The organism is Novosphingobium sp., from assembly GCF_030696665.1.
Classification (GTDB): domain Bacteria; phylum Pseudomonadota; class Alphaproteobacteria; order Sphingomonadales; family Sphingomonadaceae; genus Novosphingobium.
Map to the genome: position 1 here is coordinate 426,010 of NZ_JAUYRV010000046.1, position 15,966 is coordinate 441,975.

At 62.4% G+C, this 15,966-nt stretch carries 12 protein-coding genes; 3 read left to right on the forward strand and 9 right to left on the reverse strand.

Features of this window, described 5'->3' with window-relative positions; genetic code table 11:
• Positions 1–179 precede the first annotated feature (179 nt).
• The 3 genes from Q8R81_RS14885 to zapE are packed head-to-tail and all read left to right on the forward strand — an operon-like array spanning position 180 to position 2,560.
• On the forward strand, positions 180–962 hold the full coding sequence (locus tag Q8R81_RS14885) for a succinate dehydrogenase iron-sulfur subunit (RefSeq protein ID WP_305619154.1): 783 nt from the start codon (positions 180–182) through the stop codon (positions 960–962).
• Complete coding sequence (locus Q8R81_RS14890) at positions 963–1,430, forward strand: PaaI family thioesterase (protein WP_371135388.1); 468 nt, start codon at positions 963–965, stop codon at positions 1,428–1,430. It abuts the gene before it with no gap.
• Positions 1,427–2,560 carry a cell division protein ZapE gene (gene zapE, locus Q8R81_RS14895; protein ID WP_305619157.1) on the forward strand — a complete coding sequence of 378 codons (1,134 nt, stop codon included), beginning with the start codon at positions 1,427–1,429 and terminating at the stop codon, positions 2,558–2,560. Before Q8R81_RS14890 ends, zapE begins: the two co-directional genes overlap by 4 nt.
• 307 nt (positions 2,561–2,867) lie before the next feature.
• On the opposite strand, the gene Q8R81_RS14900 is transcribed toward zapE, so the two are convergent.
• The 9 genes from Q8R81_RS14900 to Q8R81_RS14940 form a co-directional block, all read right to left on the reverse strand.
• Complete coding sequence (locus Q8R81_RS14900) at positions 2,868–5,156, reverse strand: EAL domain-containing protein (RefSeq protein ID WP_305619159.1); 2,289 nt, start codon at positions 5,154–5,156, stop codon at positions 2,868–2,870.
• Positions 5,157–5,239: 83 nt separating this feature from the next.
• Positions 5,240–7,129 carry an XrtA/PEP-CTERM system amidotransferase gene (locus tag Q8R81_RS14905; protein ID WP_305619160.1) on the reverse strand — a complete coding sequence of 630 codons (1,890 nt, stop codon included), beginning with the start codon at positions 7,127–7,129 and terminating at the stop codon, positions 5,240–5,242.
• A 9-nt stretch (positions 7,130–7,138) separates the two neighbouring features.
• Positions 7,139–8,707 (reverse strand): exosortase A, encoded by a 1,569-nt coding sequence (gene xrtA, locus Q8R81_RS14910; RefSeq protein WP_305619162.1) that lies wholly within the window; start codon positions 8,705–8,707, stop codon positions 7,139–7,141.
• Positions 8,694–9,923 carry a TIGR03087 family PEP-CTERM/XrtA system glycosyltransferase gene (locus Q8R81_RS14915; protein WP_305619163.1) on the reverse strand — a complete coding sequence of 410 codons (1,230 nt, stop codon included), beginning with the start codon at positions 9,921–9,923 and terminating at the stop codon, positions 8,694–8,696. Before Q8R81_RS14915 ends, xrtA begins: the two co-directional genes overlap by 14 nt.
• A complete protein-coding gene (locus tag Q8R81_RS14920) occupies positions 9,920–10,975 on the reverse strand; it encodes a FemAB family XrtA/PEP-CTERM system-associated protein (RefSeq protein ID WP_305619165.1) in 1,056 nt (351 codons plus the stop codon). The genes Q8R81_RS14915 and Q8R81_RS14920 overlap by 4 nt, the downstream gene beginning before the upstream one ends.
• Positions 10,972–11,850 (reverse strand): XrtA system polysaccharide deacetylase, encoded by an 879-nt coding sequence (locus Q8R81_RS14925; RefSeq protein WP_305619167.1) that lies wholly within the window; start codon positions 11,848–11,850, stop codon positions 10,972–10,974. The genes Q8R81_RS14920 and Q8R81_RS14925 overlap by 4 nt, the downstream gene beginning before the upstream one ends.
• A 25-nt stretch (positions 11,851–11,875) precedes the next feature.
• Positions 11,876–13,249: an XrtA/PEP-CTERM system-associated ATPase gene (locus Q8R81_RS14930; protein ID WP_305619169.1), complete on the reverse strand. Its 1,374-nt coding sequence runs from the start codon at positions 13,247–13,249 to the stop codon at positions 11,876–11,878.
• A 16-nt stretch (positions 13,250–13,265) separates the two neighbouring features.
• Entirely contained in the window at positions 13,266–14,957 is a 1,692-nt protein-coding gene (locus Q8R81_RS14935; protein WP_305619171.1) for a preprotein translocase subunit YajC, read from the reverse strand.
• The gene (locus tag Q8R81_RS14940; RefSeq protein WP_305619172.1) at positions 14,954–15,955 is read right to left on the reverse strand and encodes an AAA family ATPase; all 1,002 of its coding nucleotides are present in this window, start codon (positions 15,953–15,955) and stop codon (positions 14,954–14,956) included. Before Q8R81_RS14940 ends, Q8R81_RS14935 begins: the two co-directional genes overlap by 4 nt.
• Between the last annotated feature and the right edge of the window lie 11 nt (positions 15,956–15,966).

Here is a 15,966-nt window from a genome sequence, read left to right on the forward strand (position 1 = left end):
CCCCGCCATTTTTCCTCAGGACTGTGTAAACCCCGTAAACCTGTTCAGCCCCGCCGCCGCAGACCTGAACAGAAACACCCTCTACCATTGGGCAGGCTTCACCCTCTTGCCCCTCGCGCTGCAATCGCTAAGGACGACTCACATAGGTATTCACGAACTTCGCGGCACAGGAAACCAAGATGGCGAACTTCTCGCTTCCGAAGAACTCCAAGATCACCGGCAAGGCGCGCCACCACGCTGCCGCCACCTCGGGCAAAGTCCGCAAGTTCAAGGTCTACCGCTACGATCCCGATAGCGGCGAAAACCCGCGTTACGACACGTTCGACATTGATCTCGACCAGTGCGGCCCGATGGTGCTCGATGCGCTGATCAAGATGAAGGGGGAGCAAGACCCCACCCTCACCTTCCGCCGCTCCTGCCGTGAAGGCATCTGCGGTTCGTGCGCGATGAACATGAACGGTCGCAACGGCCTTGCCTGCACCACCGCGATAGAAGATTTGACGGGCGAAGTGCGCATCACGCCGCTGCCGCATATGGAAGTGATCAAGGATCTCGTCCCTGATTTCACGCACTTCTACGCCCAGTATTCGTCGATCCGCCCCTGGCTGCAAACCGTAACGCCCACGCCTTCGGGCAAGGAACGCCTGCAATCGCCCGAACAGCGTGAAAAGCTGGACGGCCTCTACGAATGCATCCTGTGCGCCTGCTGCAGCACGTCTTGCCCAAGCTACTGGTGGAATTCGGACAAGTTCCTCGGCCCCGCCATTCTGCTTCAGGCCTATCGCTGGCTGGCCGACAGCCGCGACGAGATGACGGGTGAGCGGCTTGACGAGCTGGAAGATCCTTTCCGCCTCTATCGTTGCCACACCATCAAGAACTGCGCCAACGTGTGCCCCAAGGGCCTCTCGCCCGCACGCGCGATCGCCGAAATCAAGAAGATGCAGGCCGAGCGTCTCGTCTAAATAGTGACTGGCCAAGCTTTCCAATATGAACCGGCCGAGGATCATCCCGGCTGGTTCACCTGGAACCTCACCGACGAGACCCGGTTCAACGCCCAGACGATGGGCCGGATGCTCACGCGGATTGAGGAGCGCGCCGATGGCGTGCGCGTGGCGCGGCTGCGGATGTTTCCCGAACGCCGCCACTCCAACCTGCTCGAAGCCGTCCACGGCGGCGTCACTCTCGCCCTCATCGACATCAGCCTGTTTTCCGCGATGCGTACCCTGCTGTCGGGCGATGCAGCGGGATCGGTCACGCTCGACCTTTCAACCCAGTTCATCGGCGCGGGCCGCCTTGGCGAACCGCTGGACGCCGTCGTCGAAGTGCTGCGCGAAACAGGTCGGCTCGTTTTCCTGCGCGGCTTGGTTCAGCAGGGCGATGACACCATCGCAGCCTTCAACGGCACCATACGCAAGCCGACAAAGCGATGACCTCGGTTCTCCAGCGTTACAACGAACTGGTCGCGGCTGGCGAACTGCGCCCCGATCCCGAACAGGCCACAGCCGCCGCGCGGCTTGATGTGTTGCAGCAAGAACTGGAAGCGCCGCCGCCCTCACCCGGCCTGTTCGGCAAGTTGTTCGGCGCCAAACCACCCGCTTCCCCACGCGGCGTGTATATGTGGGGCGGCGTTGGGCGCGGCAAGTCGATGTTGATGGACCTGCTCCACGATAACCTGACCATCGCCGCAAAACGCCGCGCGCATTTCCACGAATTCATGCTCGACGTCCACGCCCGCCTGCGCGAGGAACGCAAAAAGGAAAGCGGCGACCCGATCCTTCCGGTTGCCGCCGCCATCGCTGCCGAAACGCGGGTGCTCTGCTTTGACGAAATGGTCGTCAACAACAGCGCCGATGCAATGATAATGAGCCGGATGTTCACCGCGCTGATGGTCGAAGGCGGCGTCACCGTCGTCACCACATCAAACCGCGCGCCGTCCGATCTCTACAAGAACGGGCTGAACCGCGAACACTTTCTGCCCTTCATCGCGCTGGTGCAAAGTCGGCTGGATGTGCTGACACTCAATGGCCCGACTGACTACCGCCTGCAGCGCATGCAAGGCGTGGGCACCTGGCATGTGCCGGTTGGCCCTGAATCGACCGAGAAAGTGCGCGAAGCGTTCTTCCGCCTGACGGACTACCCGCCCGAAGACAGCGCACACGTGCCGGCCTGCGAACTCGATGTTGGCGGTGGCCGCCTGCTCCACGTGCCCAAAAGCCTGAAGGGCGTGGGCGTGTTCAGCTTCAAGAAGCTGTGCGGCGAGGCGCGCGGCGCAGCGGATTATCTTGCCGTTGCGCGGCACTTTCACACCGTCATCATCGTCGCAATTCCCCGGCTTGGCGCGGACCTGCGCAACGAAACGTCACGCTTCATCACGCTCATCGACGCGCTTTACGAACACAAGGTAAAGCTGATCGCCACCGCGAATGCCGAACCGTCAGACCTGTATGACTGGAGCGGCAAAGGTGACGATGAAGGGCGCTTCATGTTCGACCGTACCGTCAGCCGGTTAATGGAAATGCAAAGCCAGGATTATCTGGCGCTGGGCCACGGCGAGGACTGACAGGGGTAAAAACCTTGTCGCAGCCTTTGATCAAGTCCCCGCAAACGCGCGTTTCGCAAAAATCGCGTTAACCAAAGATGGATGTCCAACCAACAAACGATTCGCGCCGCCTATCCCTTTCGGAGATGGGCAGCGCGTAATGTAGTGCATATGCAAAACGCTGAATTCCCTAAGGAATTCAGCGTTTAGACATCAGGTGAAGATCCAGCGAAGGATTTCGATCACTGCGTTGAGAGCTGCAAACATTCGTGCCTCCATTCACGTTTGGAGACACATAGTTAACACCGACCTAACTGGTTAACAACTTCTAAAGGACGCCCTTTCGCCGCTGTCCCATTTTGAGAAGCCCCTGATAGAGTTCGGCGAAAGGTTGTGGACGACCCAGGTAGTACCCCTGCCCGATGTCACAACCCAGTCTTGCCAAAGCGCGATATGTTGCCTCATCCTCAATCCCTTCGGCCACAACAGTCTGACCCAAAGCATGCGCCAGATCGATGGTGGAACGGATGATTTCACGCTCTCGCTGGTGAGTCAGAAGCCGTGACACGAATCGGCGATCAAGCTTCAACTCGTCGCTGGGAAGGTCCGCCAGATAGGCCAGACTTGCCTCCCCTGTGCCGAAATCGTCGATCGACAAGCGAAAGCCCATCGCGCGGAGTTGTGATAGATTCTGCACGGCAGCGGGGCGGTTTCGCACACTCGACGTTTCGGTAACCTCAATCGTCAGCAAATGCGGATCGATGTTCCGCCGCCGGATGATTTCTACGAGATTGGATACCAGCGAAGGCTTGTCGACCATTTGGGCCGACAGATTGATGCTCATTTGGAAATTCTGGTCGATCTCGGCCAAGGCCAAGGCTGCCGTAATCGCCTCATCCACCACCCAATAGGTGATAGCGTCGATTCGTCCCGCGCGTTCGGCCTGGAGGATAAAGGCATCGGGCGCGATTGGGCCGCGTGTGGGGTGGCTCCAGCGAATCAGCGCCTCGGCACCGCACGCGCGCCCTTCGCGCATGTCCCACTGGCTCTGGAATGCCAGCCAGATCTCACCATTGCGCAAACCTTCGTCGATCCTTGCGTGGAGCGAAAGTTCCCACGGCGCTTCGGCCAAGCGCTCAGCTTCGAACAGCTCCACCGAACGGCCGCTTGCCAGCGCATCGTTGGCGCTGGCAACAGCCGAGTTCACACGGGTAGGCGCATCAATGCCCTCATTGCGGTCAAGGCCGAAGTGAATATTCGTATCGAAGGTATAGCTGCCAATCTGTAATGGTGCCGAGAACAGCGCCCTCAACCCTTCCAGATGGTTCAACTGCATCTCCAGGGGGCGGGCCTCTTCGGTCCAGGCAAAATGGCCGCCCTCGCCGTTGTACACTCTGTCGATCCCTGACCCCACGGACAGCCGCCGCGCGATCTGTCGCGCGCATTCGCCGTGAAGATCCTTGGGCAGCGTTGCGAGAATTTCCTCGTAGCGCGCGATTACGGCAACCACGACATCGCAACCGACCTGCAGAGGCTGCGCACTCAACGCCAACAGATTGGGCAACCCTGATGCGCTGGTATGCTGCACCCGCCGCATGCGCTTCTGCCAGAGCCGCGCACCACCATAGATCGCAGCAGACAACACAGCACCACCTATGCTGATAGTGATGCCGACGATCTGCAGCAGTACTGGCAGAAAGATTATGGACCCGATGGCTGTGACGTAGAGCGCAAGTTTGCGGCGCTTGTGCAACGCGCGGCTGCCAAAATATGTCAGCGTCCAGAACACCAACAGCAGGAGCGGTAGATCGGCCAAGGACAGCGCAAACGGCTTTCGCAACGCGTCCGCGCCCGCCAGATCAAGCGCCAGCGGATGAACACGACCCCGACCGAAATACCCAATCGGCGATACCGTGCCGGTGGAATTGACGATCACAGTGCGTCCGGTCAGTAATCCTGGTGGATAATCGCCAGTGAGAAACTTTCCGGCGTTAAGGTGCGGGATGCTATCGACATCAAGCAGATTATCAGGCGCGAACATCCCCTGCTTCACTGCAGGTGCATGCGCCAGAGCTACCGGAAACGTGGGGTATACGGTCTTGCCGATGCGGATGCCATAATCCGAAGCAACGCCGAACTCGATAAAGTTGGCGTGCCAGGCCGACAGCACAACCGGCGCGCCGCCAATTTTGTCGGGTGTTGGAATGTCGAAATCGCCTGCGGTAAACGGGCGTTCCAGACTGCCGATCTGCTTGCTTCGCACGACAAATGCGACATCGGGTTGCAGCCGATGAATGGCTTGAGTCAAAGCCCTGTCGCCTTCAACGTCCTCGCCAAATTTCACCGGACTATCGACGAAGACGCGCTGCGGCATCTGGCTGGCAACTTTTTCCAGCACGCCTGCAAGTTTGCGGGTGTCAATGTTGGACTTGTCGGTTCCGCTCACACCCCCGTCAAAAGACAGCACGATCGTGCTTTGCGGCGCGGCATGGCCGCCGATCTTGAAGCGGACGTTCCAGAAGCCGTGGTCGATGGGAGACAGCAGATCGCTGGCAAAGCCCAGCAACGCCGGGATCAGCAGCGCGAGATACAGCGGGGAGCGCAGTTTCTTCAGCATGGACCCACGGTCGTTGTTTCCACACCGAACTAGTCCGAAATGGTGAAGATCACCTTACCGTCCGCACAGAAATTAAGCGGAGGTCAACCAATCCGATCGAATGATTTCCGCAACATAAGCAGCTGCCAGATCAAACGGCTGTGGTCAGCCCGCCCGGCAATGTGGTCTTCGGCCAATGTCTCAATCCGTGCAGAATCGAACCAACCGGTCACTGCCAGCGCGCCGCTGGAGGCCAGTCCACGCGCTTGCGCGGCAAGTGGCCCGCGCAACCATTGCGCGATCGGGGTGACGAACCCCATTTTCGGGCGGAACAGCACGTCCTCGGGGAGATAACGGCGCATCGTCTGCTTGATCAGCCATTTACCTGTAGCGCCACGCACGCGCATAGACTCAGGCAAACGTGCACCAAACTCCACCAGGCGATGGTCCAGCAGCGGCTCGCGCGCCTCAAGGCTCACGGCCATGCTGGTGCGGTCCACCTTGGTCAGGATGTCGCCGGGCATGTAGAACTTCAGGTCGGCATACTGCGCACGGTCGAGGCCGGAACGCGCCGGAGCATTGCGCATCAGGTCGATCAGCGGCTGTTCGGCCCGATAATCCCCACGCAAACGCTTGAAATCTACGCTGTAGAGCGTTTCGCGCAATTCGGGCGAAGTTGCCGCCAGTGCACGAGCATACCCCTCCTCGCCCGATGCAGCCAGGCTGAGCAGTGTGGTCTTGGCCCGCAGCGGTCGTGGCGCCCAGTCCGCCTTCGGCCAGATCCGCCCCAGCCCACCAAACAGTGGCTGGCGCAACGCGGCGGGCATGAAACGCCGTGCCTGTTCCTCGCGGTGATGGAACGTTTGACGGCGATACCCGGCAAAGGCCTCGTCCGCGCCATCGCCCGAAAGCGCAACGGTCACATGCTCGCGCGCCAGTTCGCACACGCGGAACGTTGGCAGCGCCGAGGCATCGGCAAAAGGCTCGTCAAACATGCCCGCAAGCTGATCCACCAACGTGAAATCCTGCGCAGAAACCGTTCGTTTCCAATGCTGTGTATGGTACTGCTCAGCAATTCTGTCAGCATAGGCCGTCTCGTCGAGCGCCGAAACGTCAAAGCCGATTGAGCAGGTCTTGACGGGGGTCGTGCTCGCCTCTGACATCAGCGCGACGACGCTGGAACTGTCCACCCCGCCCGAAAGGAATGCGCCCAACGGCACATCAGCCAGCATGCGTGATGTAACGGCTTCGCGCATGTGGTGAAGGAGATGCGCACCAAGATCGTCGGCATTGCCCTTCGCCCTGTCAGCAAACGAGATGTCCCACCACTGCACTGGCGCAGGCGGCGGGGCATCAGGGCGAAGCAACTGGTAATGCCCTGCGGGAAGCTTCTCCACGCCCTTCAGGATCGAACGGTGATCGGGCACGTAACCCCACGCGAGGTAGTCCTCCACCGCCAGCGGATCGATTTCACGCCGCAACGAACGATGGGCCAGCAAGGCCTTGAGCTCAGACCCGAAAATCACCGCGCCATCGGAAAGGCGCGCGGTGAACAGCGGCTTCACGCCAAACCGGTCACGCACCAGCAGGGTCGTGCGCTGCCGCAAGTCGTATAGCGCGAAGGCAAACATGCCGTGGAGGCGTGGCAGGCAATCAAGACCCCAGTGCCGCCACGCCTGAAGGATCACCTCGGTATCACCATCGGTGCGGAATGTTGCACCCAGCGCCTGAAGTTCGGCGCGCAAGTCCCTGAAATTGTAGATTTCGCCATTGAAGACGATCACTGCGTCGCCTTCTGCCGCCATCATCGGTTGCGGCGATCCGGCCAAGTCTATGATCGACAGACGGCGGTGACCGAGGCCTACCCCTGGGGCGGTCCACACGCCCTCGCCGTCCGGCCCGCGATGTGCAATTGCATCGCACATGCGGCGGACGCGGTCAGGATCGACGGGCTTGAGGCCCTCGGTGTGAACTATTCCAGCTATTCCGCACATGGCCCGGCCCTAGCGCCCGGAGCCTGCGCGGTCCATCCACGCCTCAAGCGGCCCTGCCGCAGCGAGAAACGCGCGCATCGACTGTTCGGCAGAGGGTTGGCCCGGCATTTCGTCCTCAGCGGAAAGGATCAGCGCAGCGGTGACGTTCTCGCGAAGCAGCAGCCGATCAAAGATGTTCCGCATTTTCAAACGACTGTTGCTGCCAGTTAGCAGATCACCTGAATAATAGAAGGTTTCTGCAAGGCGATGCACCGGGCCGGCTGTCTGGATACGGTCGGCATGGCCCCCGGCCAGTGGCGCGGGAGAGCGTTCCCATGACCAGCCCGTGTCCGGCGCCAGCACGCCTTGGCCAAACCCGCCTGCCTCGCGGCCTTCGTTCTGCGCAGAATAGAGCGCGTAGGATATGTCGACGGTATGGCCCGCAGCGTCGCGGAAGCGTCCAAGCAGCACGTGCGATGCCCCGGAATGACGCGGACGCCACGCGGCGCGGGGGGTATAGTCCACTTGCTGCCAGCCCGGAACTGCGGGGAAAGCGACGCTTGGCGGCACTTGCGCCTCAAGCCGGTTGGCCCACGCACCCCAGCCGATGCACAGCGCTGCGAGCGCCGCCATCACGCCAAGCGCGCGGCCCTGCGCGACGCGGAAGGCCGCAAGGCGCGCCAGCCGTGGATTGGCCGCAATCGCTCCGGCGTCGACCATCCGGTCCTCGATCGCGCGGTCAAAGAACTTCCACGCAACGCCCATCACCAGCACCATGACCACAGCGAAGAATATCCAGCCGTAGAAGATGTGATCGAAGCCCACCGCAAATTCGATACCCTGGCTTTGCGCTATGTAGATCGTGCCCCATGCGCGCACGCCATTGGCAAGGATCGGCATGACCACGCTGAGGCCCATGAAGGCAATGCGGCGCGGCCACGAACGGAAGCAGACATTGGCGACAAGCGCGCCATAGGCAATCATGGCGATCAGGAATTTGACGCCCGAACAGGCCTCAGCCACTTCGAAATAGCCGCCCGGCGTGGTGATGAACACGCCCTCGATATGCGCAGGGACATTTGAAATATCGAGCAATGCCATCGTGATGGCGGCAGTGATCGTCTGCAGTGTGGGGATCAGTTCGTCACCCGCTGGCACCAGGAACAGCATGTAAGCCAGCGGGAACAGCAGTGCTGCCGATGCGCGTGGGCCGAGCAGTGTCAGCACGCTTGCCTGCGCCATCAACACTGTCCCGAGTTGGGTGGCCAGTGACAGGCCAGCGAAATCGCCCAGCAGCCAGAGGAATCCTGCCGCCCCAAACAGCACCAGCCCCGGCCACCAACCCTGCGGCGCGATCTTGATAACCTCGCGCCAGCGCAAGGAAATCAGCCAGGCGAGGATGAACGGGATCAGCAGCACGTGGTTGTAGGTAGAGCTGTCCCACCACTGCAGGAACATCGCTTTCCAGTCCGACGCGAACAGCACCACGTTGGCCAGCCACGCCAGCGCCAACAGCCCAAGCGCACGCCGCCACTCCGCCGGAAGCGCTGCCCAGGCCCGCCCGATGGGGGCATCAAGGGCGAGGTTACGCGGCAACACGCGGTGCCTCCGGCCCGGTCAGGCCCAGCAGGCCGGCCAGCGGCGCAAGCACGCCTGCCCAGCCGCATTTCTCCAGCACGAAGGCGCGCGCAGACTGGCCGATGGTCGCGGCGCGCACCTTGTCGTGCAGCAAACTGAGCGCCTGCTTTGCCAGCGCATCGGCCCCGGCGGCAACGACGATCTCGTGCCCGTCACGCGCCGGAATGCCGGTGGCGGCCTCCGGCGTGGCAAGCACCGGGCGGGCCATCGCCATCGCCTCGAGCACCTTGTTCTGCACGCCGCGCGCGATGGTGAGCGGGGCGACAATGAGGTCCGCCCCGGCGATCCACGGGCGCACGTCGATCACCGCGCCGGTCACATGCGTGCCGTTCACGCCTTCAAGCGAACGCACGGCGAGGGTCGGCGCACGGCCCACTACGTTGAACCGCGCCTGCGGGAAAACGCTGCGGATCTGCGGCATCACCTGCCGCGCGAACATCTCGACCGCCGCGACGTTGGGAGGATAGTCCATCTGCCCGGTGAACGTCAGATGCGGCCCCTCGCCCACCATTTCCGGCGCGGCGGGCATGCCTTCGGGATCGAAGAATTCCGTATCAATGCCGTTGCCAAGCGCAATTACCTGCGGTTCGACACCCGGCGTCATCCGCTCGCGGAACAGCGCAGCTTCCTCGTTCGTAACCAACAGGCTGGCATGAACGCGGCGCGCCACATCGCTTTCAAATCGCGAGAGCAACCGCGCCTCACGCGCATACATCTGGCTTACCGGAAAGCGCGCCTGCGCAGCATAGGCTTCGAATTTGGCCGAATCGACATCGACAAAATCCATCACCACCCGGCCTGCAAAGCCATCGGGAATGTACTGCGCCATCTGCCCGGAGAAGACATAGATCGCCCCAATCGGACGCTCGGCCAGAACGCGCGCAACATAGGCAGCTATCGCCTTGTCGGCAAAGGCCGTCAGGCTGACAGGTTTGCCCGTGGCCAGCGCCTCAACACCCGCCAGCTTCAGCGAACGCGCCCGTCGGACAAGGCAATGGCTCTTTGCCACGGCGGCGAGGTCAGGCTCGTGGCCCATGTCGCCCTCATCGTCGGCAAAGCAGGCGACGTGGATCGGCGCGAGCGCGGCGATATGGCGCAGAACGTGGCACGAGCGGATCTTGTCTCCTCGGTCCGGCGGAAACGGGATGCGGTGGGCAAGGAACAGCACCTCGCTCATGCAAGGCCCTGTGCGATAAACGGCCCAACGCGGTTGGCGACCGCCAGCGGCAGCTTCTGCCACAACCTGATCTTGGCCTGATAGCGGGGGCTGAGCGGGTTGACGTCACGCGGGGCCTGTCCGTCGGCGGTCCAGTGGGCGTAGGTCAGCGGCTCGGGCAAAAGGCCCCAGTTGCGCTTGAAGTGGTAGGCCCCGGTATCGACTTTCGAGCGACCGAAATCAAAGCGATCGCAGCCCTTCGCGCGCGCATGGTTCATCAGCGCATAATACATCACATCGTTCGCGCGCATGGTCCGTGCGGCAAATACGCCGCCGCCCCAATAGGGCATGACAGCGCCAAGATGATAAAGGCTCAGCACAGAGGCCAGCGGCTGACCCTCATGAAGCACCGTCAAAATGTCGGCATCCTCGCCGAAGGCATCCATCACCGCATCAAACAGGCGCTTGGGGAAGACCGGCGTGCCCAGATTCCGCACCGATTCAGCATAGACCGCATAGTGCGTCGCGCGGTCCTCCGCGCTCCGCCCCGTCCGCACCTCCATCGCATGCCCCAACCCGCGGCGCACTTCGGCACGCTGCTTGCGCGGGATCGTCAGCAATTGGGCTTCATCATCGGCGGCAAGCGGCATGACGAACCCGGCGTGGCTGTCGGTCTTTACATGCCAGCCCTGTGCTTCGGGCAAGGGCCCGCCGCGCAGTTCAAGACTGGGGCAGTGCAACCGCACCGCCAGTTCCTGCGCCGCAGCGAACAGCGCCGCATCGCCCTCACCCACCACACCACCGCCGACGCCAAAGCCGGTCGAAACCAGCGCGCGTCCGAACAGCGGGGAATGGACTTCGTGCAAGGGCAGCACAGCACGGATCGCGCCATCCTGTTCGGAGAGCAGGATGTGCGCCTTGTGCCCGGTGGATTGCTCCACGGCATCGAGCCATTCGAGCCGGTGGAACGCGGTCGTATCGGGATGATCGGCCAGAAAGCGCGCAATTGCGCCCCGGTCACCCACATCGGCCAAGCGCGCAACGGCGCTGGATGGGAAGAACGGCGCGTTCATGCGGCGCACTTCAATGGCGTGCGCGCTGCTTCGATGGCGGCGACTTCATCCATGCGACCCCATCGGAAATCGTGGACCAAACGCGAAAGTTTGGCCGCCATTACATCAAGGTTGGTATAGTGCCGCAGCCGCGATTTGAGCGGCGCAACCTCTGGTCGGGGCTGGTCCGGGTCAATCTCCCACGGGTGGAAATAGAACACCGCCGGTCGGCCATCGCGCAAGTTCACCTGCCGGATCGCCCAGCGCGACACGGCATAGGGCAACAGGCGAAAGAACCCGCCGCCGCCCGCAGCCATGCGACGCCCTGCCACTTCCGCCGTGGTCACCGGTATCTCGATCAGGTCCGCGCCTTCAACCGGACGGAACGTAAAGCGCGGAGCCTCGCGCCAGCCGTAGTGATCATGCACGATCGGTGCGACCGACGAGGAATAGACATATCCATGTTCCGCCAGCACTTCGTGTGCCCATGGCGTGCGGGCATCGATGGAAAAGCTGGGCGCGCGATAGCCGATCACGCGCTGCCCGGTCGTGTCTTCCAGCACCTTGCGCGCGCGCTCGATATCCGCAGCAAAGCCCTCACGTCCCAGTGTAAACACGCGCGCATGGTCCCAGCCGTGGCTGGCGATTTCATGGCCCGCATCCGCAATCTGCCGCATCATCTGTGGATAGCGCTGCGCAATCCAGCCGAGCGTGAAGAACGTGCCTTTCACCCCTGCAGCATCGAACAGCGCAAGGATTTCGGCACAGTTGCGTTCGACCCGGCAGGTCAACCCGTCCCAGTCCTTGCGGTCGATCACGGTTTCGAACGCGCCGACCTGGAACCAGTCCTCAACGTCGACCGAAAGGCCGTTCAGCACCGGCGACGGCGCGGTCATTGCTGTTGTCCCCACAAATGACCGCTCAGGCAGCGGCGCGGTGGAAGTCTTCGGCTTCAATCCACTCGATCAGCATGGTCAGCGTGTGACGGATCGCCAGTTCCTGCTCGGCGGTGCGCGTCTCAAGGCTGGCAATGCGGCGCTGCACTTCATCGAAGGCGGCGAGGATCTGTTCGTCTCCGGCACGGCTTTCAAGCGCGGCAATGCGGCGGTGCGCTTCTTCCAGAGCTGCGACCACTTCCTCGTTGATGTCGGTTTCACCGCCCACCGGACGCGCTTCAAGTGCCGCGATACGGCGATTGGCCTCGTCCAGTTGCGCCAGAACCTGCGCTTGCTGCGCAAAGTCGGGAACCACCGGCTCCACCGGTGCACCGCGCATGTCGGCCAACTCGATGATGGCCTGCTGCAATTCTGCAATCTGCTCATCGCGCTCAGCCAGAGCCGCGCGCCATGCACTGTCGTCAATGACCGGAGCCGATGCAGGTACCGCCGCAAACGTCTGCGGTGCAGGCGCTTCAGGCATCTCGACAACCGGGGCTTCGGCGGCGGGAACCGGCGTAACCGCAGGCTTGGCGCTGCCGAACCCACCATCGCCGGTGAGGTCGTTGAGGACCGCTTGCAGCAGGGCTGCATCAATGTGGTCGCGCTTTTCGACCGCGCCCATGAGCAGCAGGCGGTTGATGATCTGGTTCACCCGGCGCGGCACGCCACCGCTGGCCTTGGCAAGATCGGCATAGACGCGGGCGTCAAATTGCGGACGCCCCTGCCAGCCGACAAGCGCCAGGCGATGTTCGACATAGGCACCGACTTCGGCAGGCTCCATCGCATCAAGATGGTGCGAGGCGATTACGCGCTGGCGCAGTTGCTCCAGCTCGCTTGAGGTTTGTAGCAACGAGCGGAATTCGGGTTGGCCCAGCAGCAGAATCTGCAGCAGCGGGTGCGCGCCCAACTGGAAGTTGGACAGCATGCGCAGCTCTTCCAGCGCCTCGACCGAAAGGTTCTGCGATTCGTCCACCACCAGCAGGCAGCGACGGCCTTCGCGCGCCTCATGGTGCAGGAACGCTTCGATCTGTGCGAGCGCGGTGGCCTTGTCATGCCCAGCCACTTCGATGCCGAAAGCGCGTGCGGCCACATGGATCAGTTCTTCGCCATCCAGCGCCGAAGTGACGATCTGCGCCGCCGTCAACCGCGCGCGGTCGACCGACGCCATCAGGTGCGCTGCCAGTGTGGACTTGCCCGCGCCCACCTCGCCGGTGATGACGATGAAGCCCTCGCCCTGCGCCAGACCGTAACCCAGATAGGACAGCGCCTTGCGGTGCGTCCCGCTCTCGAAATAGAAGCGCGGGTCCGGCGTCAGCTGGAACGGGCGACCACTCAGGCCATAGAATTCATCGTACATCAGCCGTCTCCAGGCATCAGAAGCTGTAGCGCAGGCCAACAAGGCCGGATGCAATTGTCTGATCTTCAAGCAGAGTTTGGTTAAAACTATCTATACCGACTGCTGCGGAAGCTGCTAAGCGATCTGTCAGGTTGCGGAAATATGAGGCATTTGCGCCCACCGCCGTGGTGTTTCCAGTGCCCGTCGTTCCCGGCTCAAACCATGCAGAATAGGCCGAGATGGTAAAGCTGGACCGGCGATCGATCGGGCCGTTCAGCCCGGCATTCACATAGTAGCTCTCATCCAGCACACCGTTTGCTGCACCCAGCACCGAGTCTTCGCGCGCGATGAAGCTGCGGCGGATGTAACCCGCGCCGATCCCGGCGGTCATGCGGCCAATCTGGCGCGAATAGGTGCCGTTGATGCTGCGCGCACGGAACACTGCCGACGAGACGGACGACAGCGCGTTGTTCACGCAACCGCCCGCTTGCGATCCATTGGCGCAGCCGCCGATCTGCCCGTTGAAGGGATTTCGCGTCACTTCAAAGTCAGTCGGCAGATCGCGCAGGGCACGCGTCACCTGCCCGCCAAAGCCGGAGATGTTGTCAGAAGCAGCAATGGTCAGTTGGCTGCGCGCATCGGGCACGTAGGAGAAGCTGCCGTAATAGGTCGTGCTGTCATAGCGGCGGCCTACAAACGCGCTGAGCGCAGTACGACGGCTGGGCCGCCACATCACACCTGCGTCCCATGTCAGGCCATCGGTTTCATAAGCGATCTGCCGCGGTTGCGATTTGTCGGTAACAAAACGGCCATCGTCGCCCACCAAAGCAACGCCATTGCCATCGCGCACGGCATCGCGTGACGAGATTTCGACGTCCTCGTAGCCAATCGCGCCCACTAAGGCGAGCGACATGGTCACCGGCAAGGTCACCTGCACACCGCCACGCACATCACGCACACGCTGGTCGAGGTTCGAGATGTCTTCCTGGAAGTACGAGCCAGAAGCCGTTACCCCCACCGGCAGTACCGTGCCCGGTGCAACGCCTGCCGAGATCTGGGCCGACTGCACCACAGAATCATCGAAGATGTCGTTGAGCGGCTGCCCAGCGGAACCCTGCAGCACATTCTCCTGCTCCAGCCGGTTATACCCGACCAGATAGGACGCCGACACCGCAACGTCGCCAACATTGGTCGACAGCGCAGGCCCGGCATAGAGCGAGTAGATCTGGCTCACCGCATCATTGGTAGCCAAGGCATTGAGCGCCGATGCACCGCCCAAACCAACGTTGCTCCGCGTCGCCAAAGCGCCCGCTTCCACCGAAAGCGTGCGCGGGATCAGATCGTGGCGCACGCGGGCCAGGCCCGAAAGCGTATCACCATCGGCCACCCGGTCTGATTGCGAGATACGGCGTTCATATCGCACCGAAATCGCACCTTCGGTCCGCCGCCCACGCAGGCTAACGTCCACGCCCGCCGCCAGCGAGCTGTAGGTCAGCACGTCGTCGCCGGGGGAAAGCTCCCACAGCACGTTCTGCACCGCCTCGATATAGGGCCGCACCGTGGTGCGCGCGCCCGCGCCGCCGCCGCTGCGTGAGGACGAAGCGCTGGATGAAGGCGCATCGCCCCCGTCCATTCCTTCATAGCCAAGCGACTGCGCATGCACAGGCGCTGCGGCAAAAGCCGTTGCGGCCAGCAGAAGCAGGCGGAGGGGAAGAGCCGGTCTGGTCATTCCTTGTATCCGTAATAAGTGCCAAATCGGCGGCCCGTGGTTGAAAAGCGGGTGCCGTTGAGCAGGAGTTTGATGTCTTCGCATGCCCCCAGCAGGCCCACCGCATCGCGCAGCGCGGCCTCGCCGGTCACATCGGCGCGCACTACGACGACCGTCTGGCCGACATGGTTGGCAAGCACCGTGGCAGGCGAAGCGGCCAGCACGGGGGGCGAATCGAAAATAACGATGCGGCTGGGCGAATGCGCCGTCAGCCGGTCGAGCACAGCATTGGTGCGGGCAGAGGCAAGGTATTCGGTATCAGATCCCGTCGCGTTGCCTGCAGGCAGCACGTAAAGCCCGGCAATGTCGGTGCCGATCACGCAATCTTCCACCGGCAGCGAAGGATCGGCCAGCGCGTCCATCAGCCCCTTGCCGCCCGGCAAGCCCAGCGTGGACAGCACCGATGGCTTGGCGAAATCGGCATCGACCAGCAGGACTTCGTTGTCCTTTTCCGCAGCAATCGAAATCGCCAGATTCACCGCGCAAAACGTCTTGCCCTCACCGGGATGGGCCGAGGCGATGAGAATGCGTTCGCCATGCCGCGTGCCCTGTCCGCCCCGCGATTCAGCCGCCACGCGCAGAAGCTGCCGCTTGATGATGCGGAATTCCTCAAGCGTGCTCGTCACCGCGCTCTCCGGCTCGATGATGCACTGCTCGCGCAAATGTTCGCGGTCGATCTTGTGATAAGCCCCGGTAAAGCGGTTCACTTCCACGATGGTTTCAGGCGGTGGCGGCGCAAATGGTGCAGGCGCTGCAACCGGAGCGGGAGCCACTGGCGCAGCAGGAACCGCAACTGCGACTGGCTTGGGCGCGGACGGCTTCGGCGCTGGCGGCAGATCAGGCACCACGGGACGCGTCAACGTGCGGAAATCAAAACTACCCGAGGCACGCTCGATCAGCGAGGGGCCTGAAGCGCTCCTCAACTCGGGGGGCAACGGGATCTTGCTCTGGTCGGTCATCGTTCGATCCT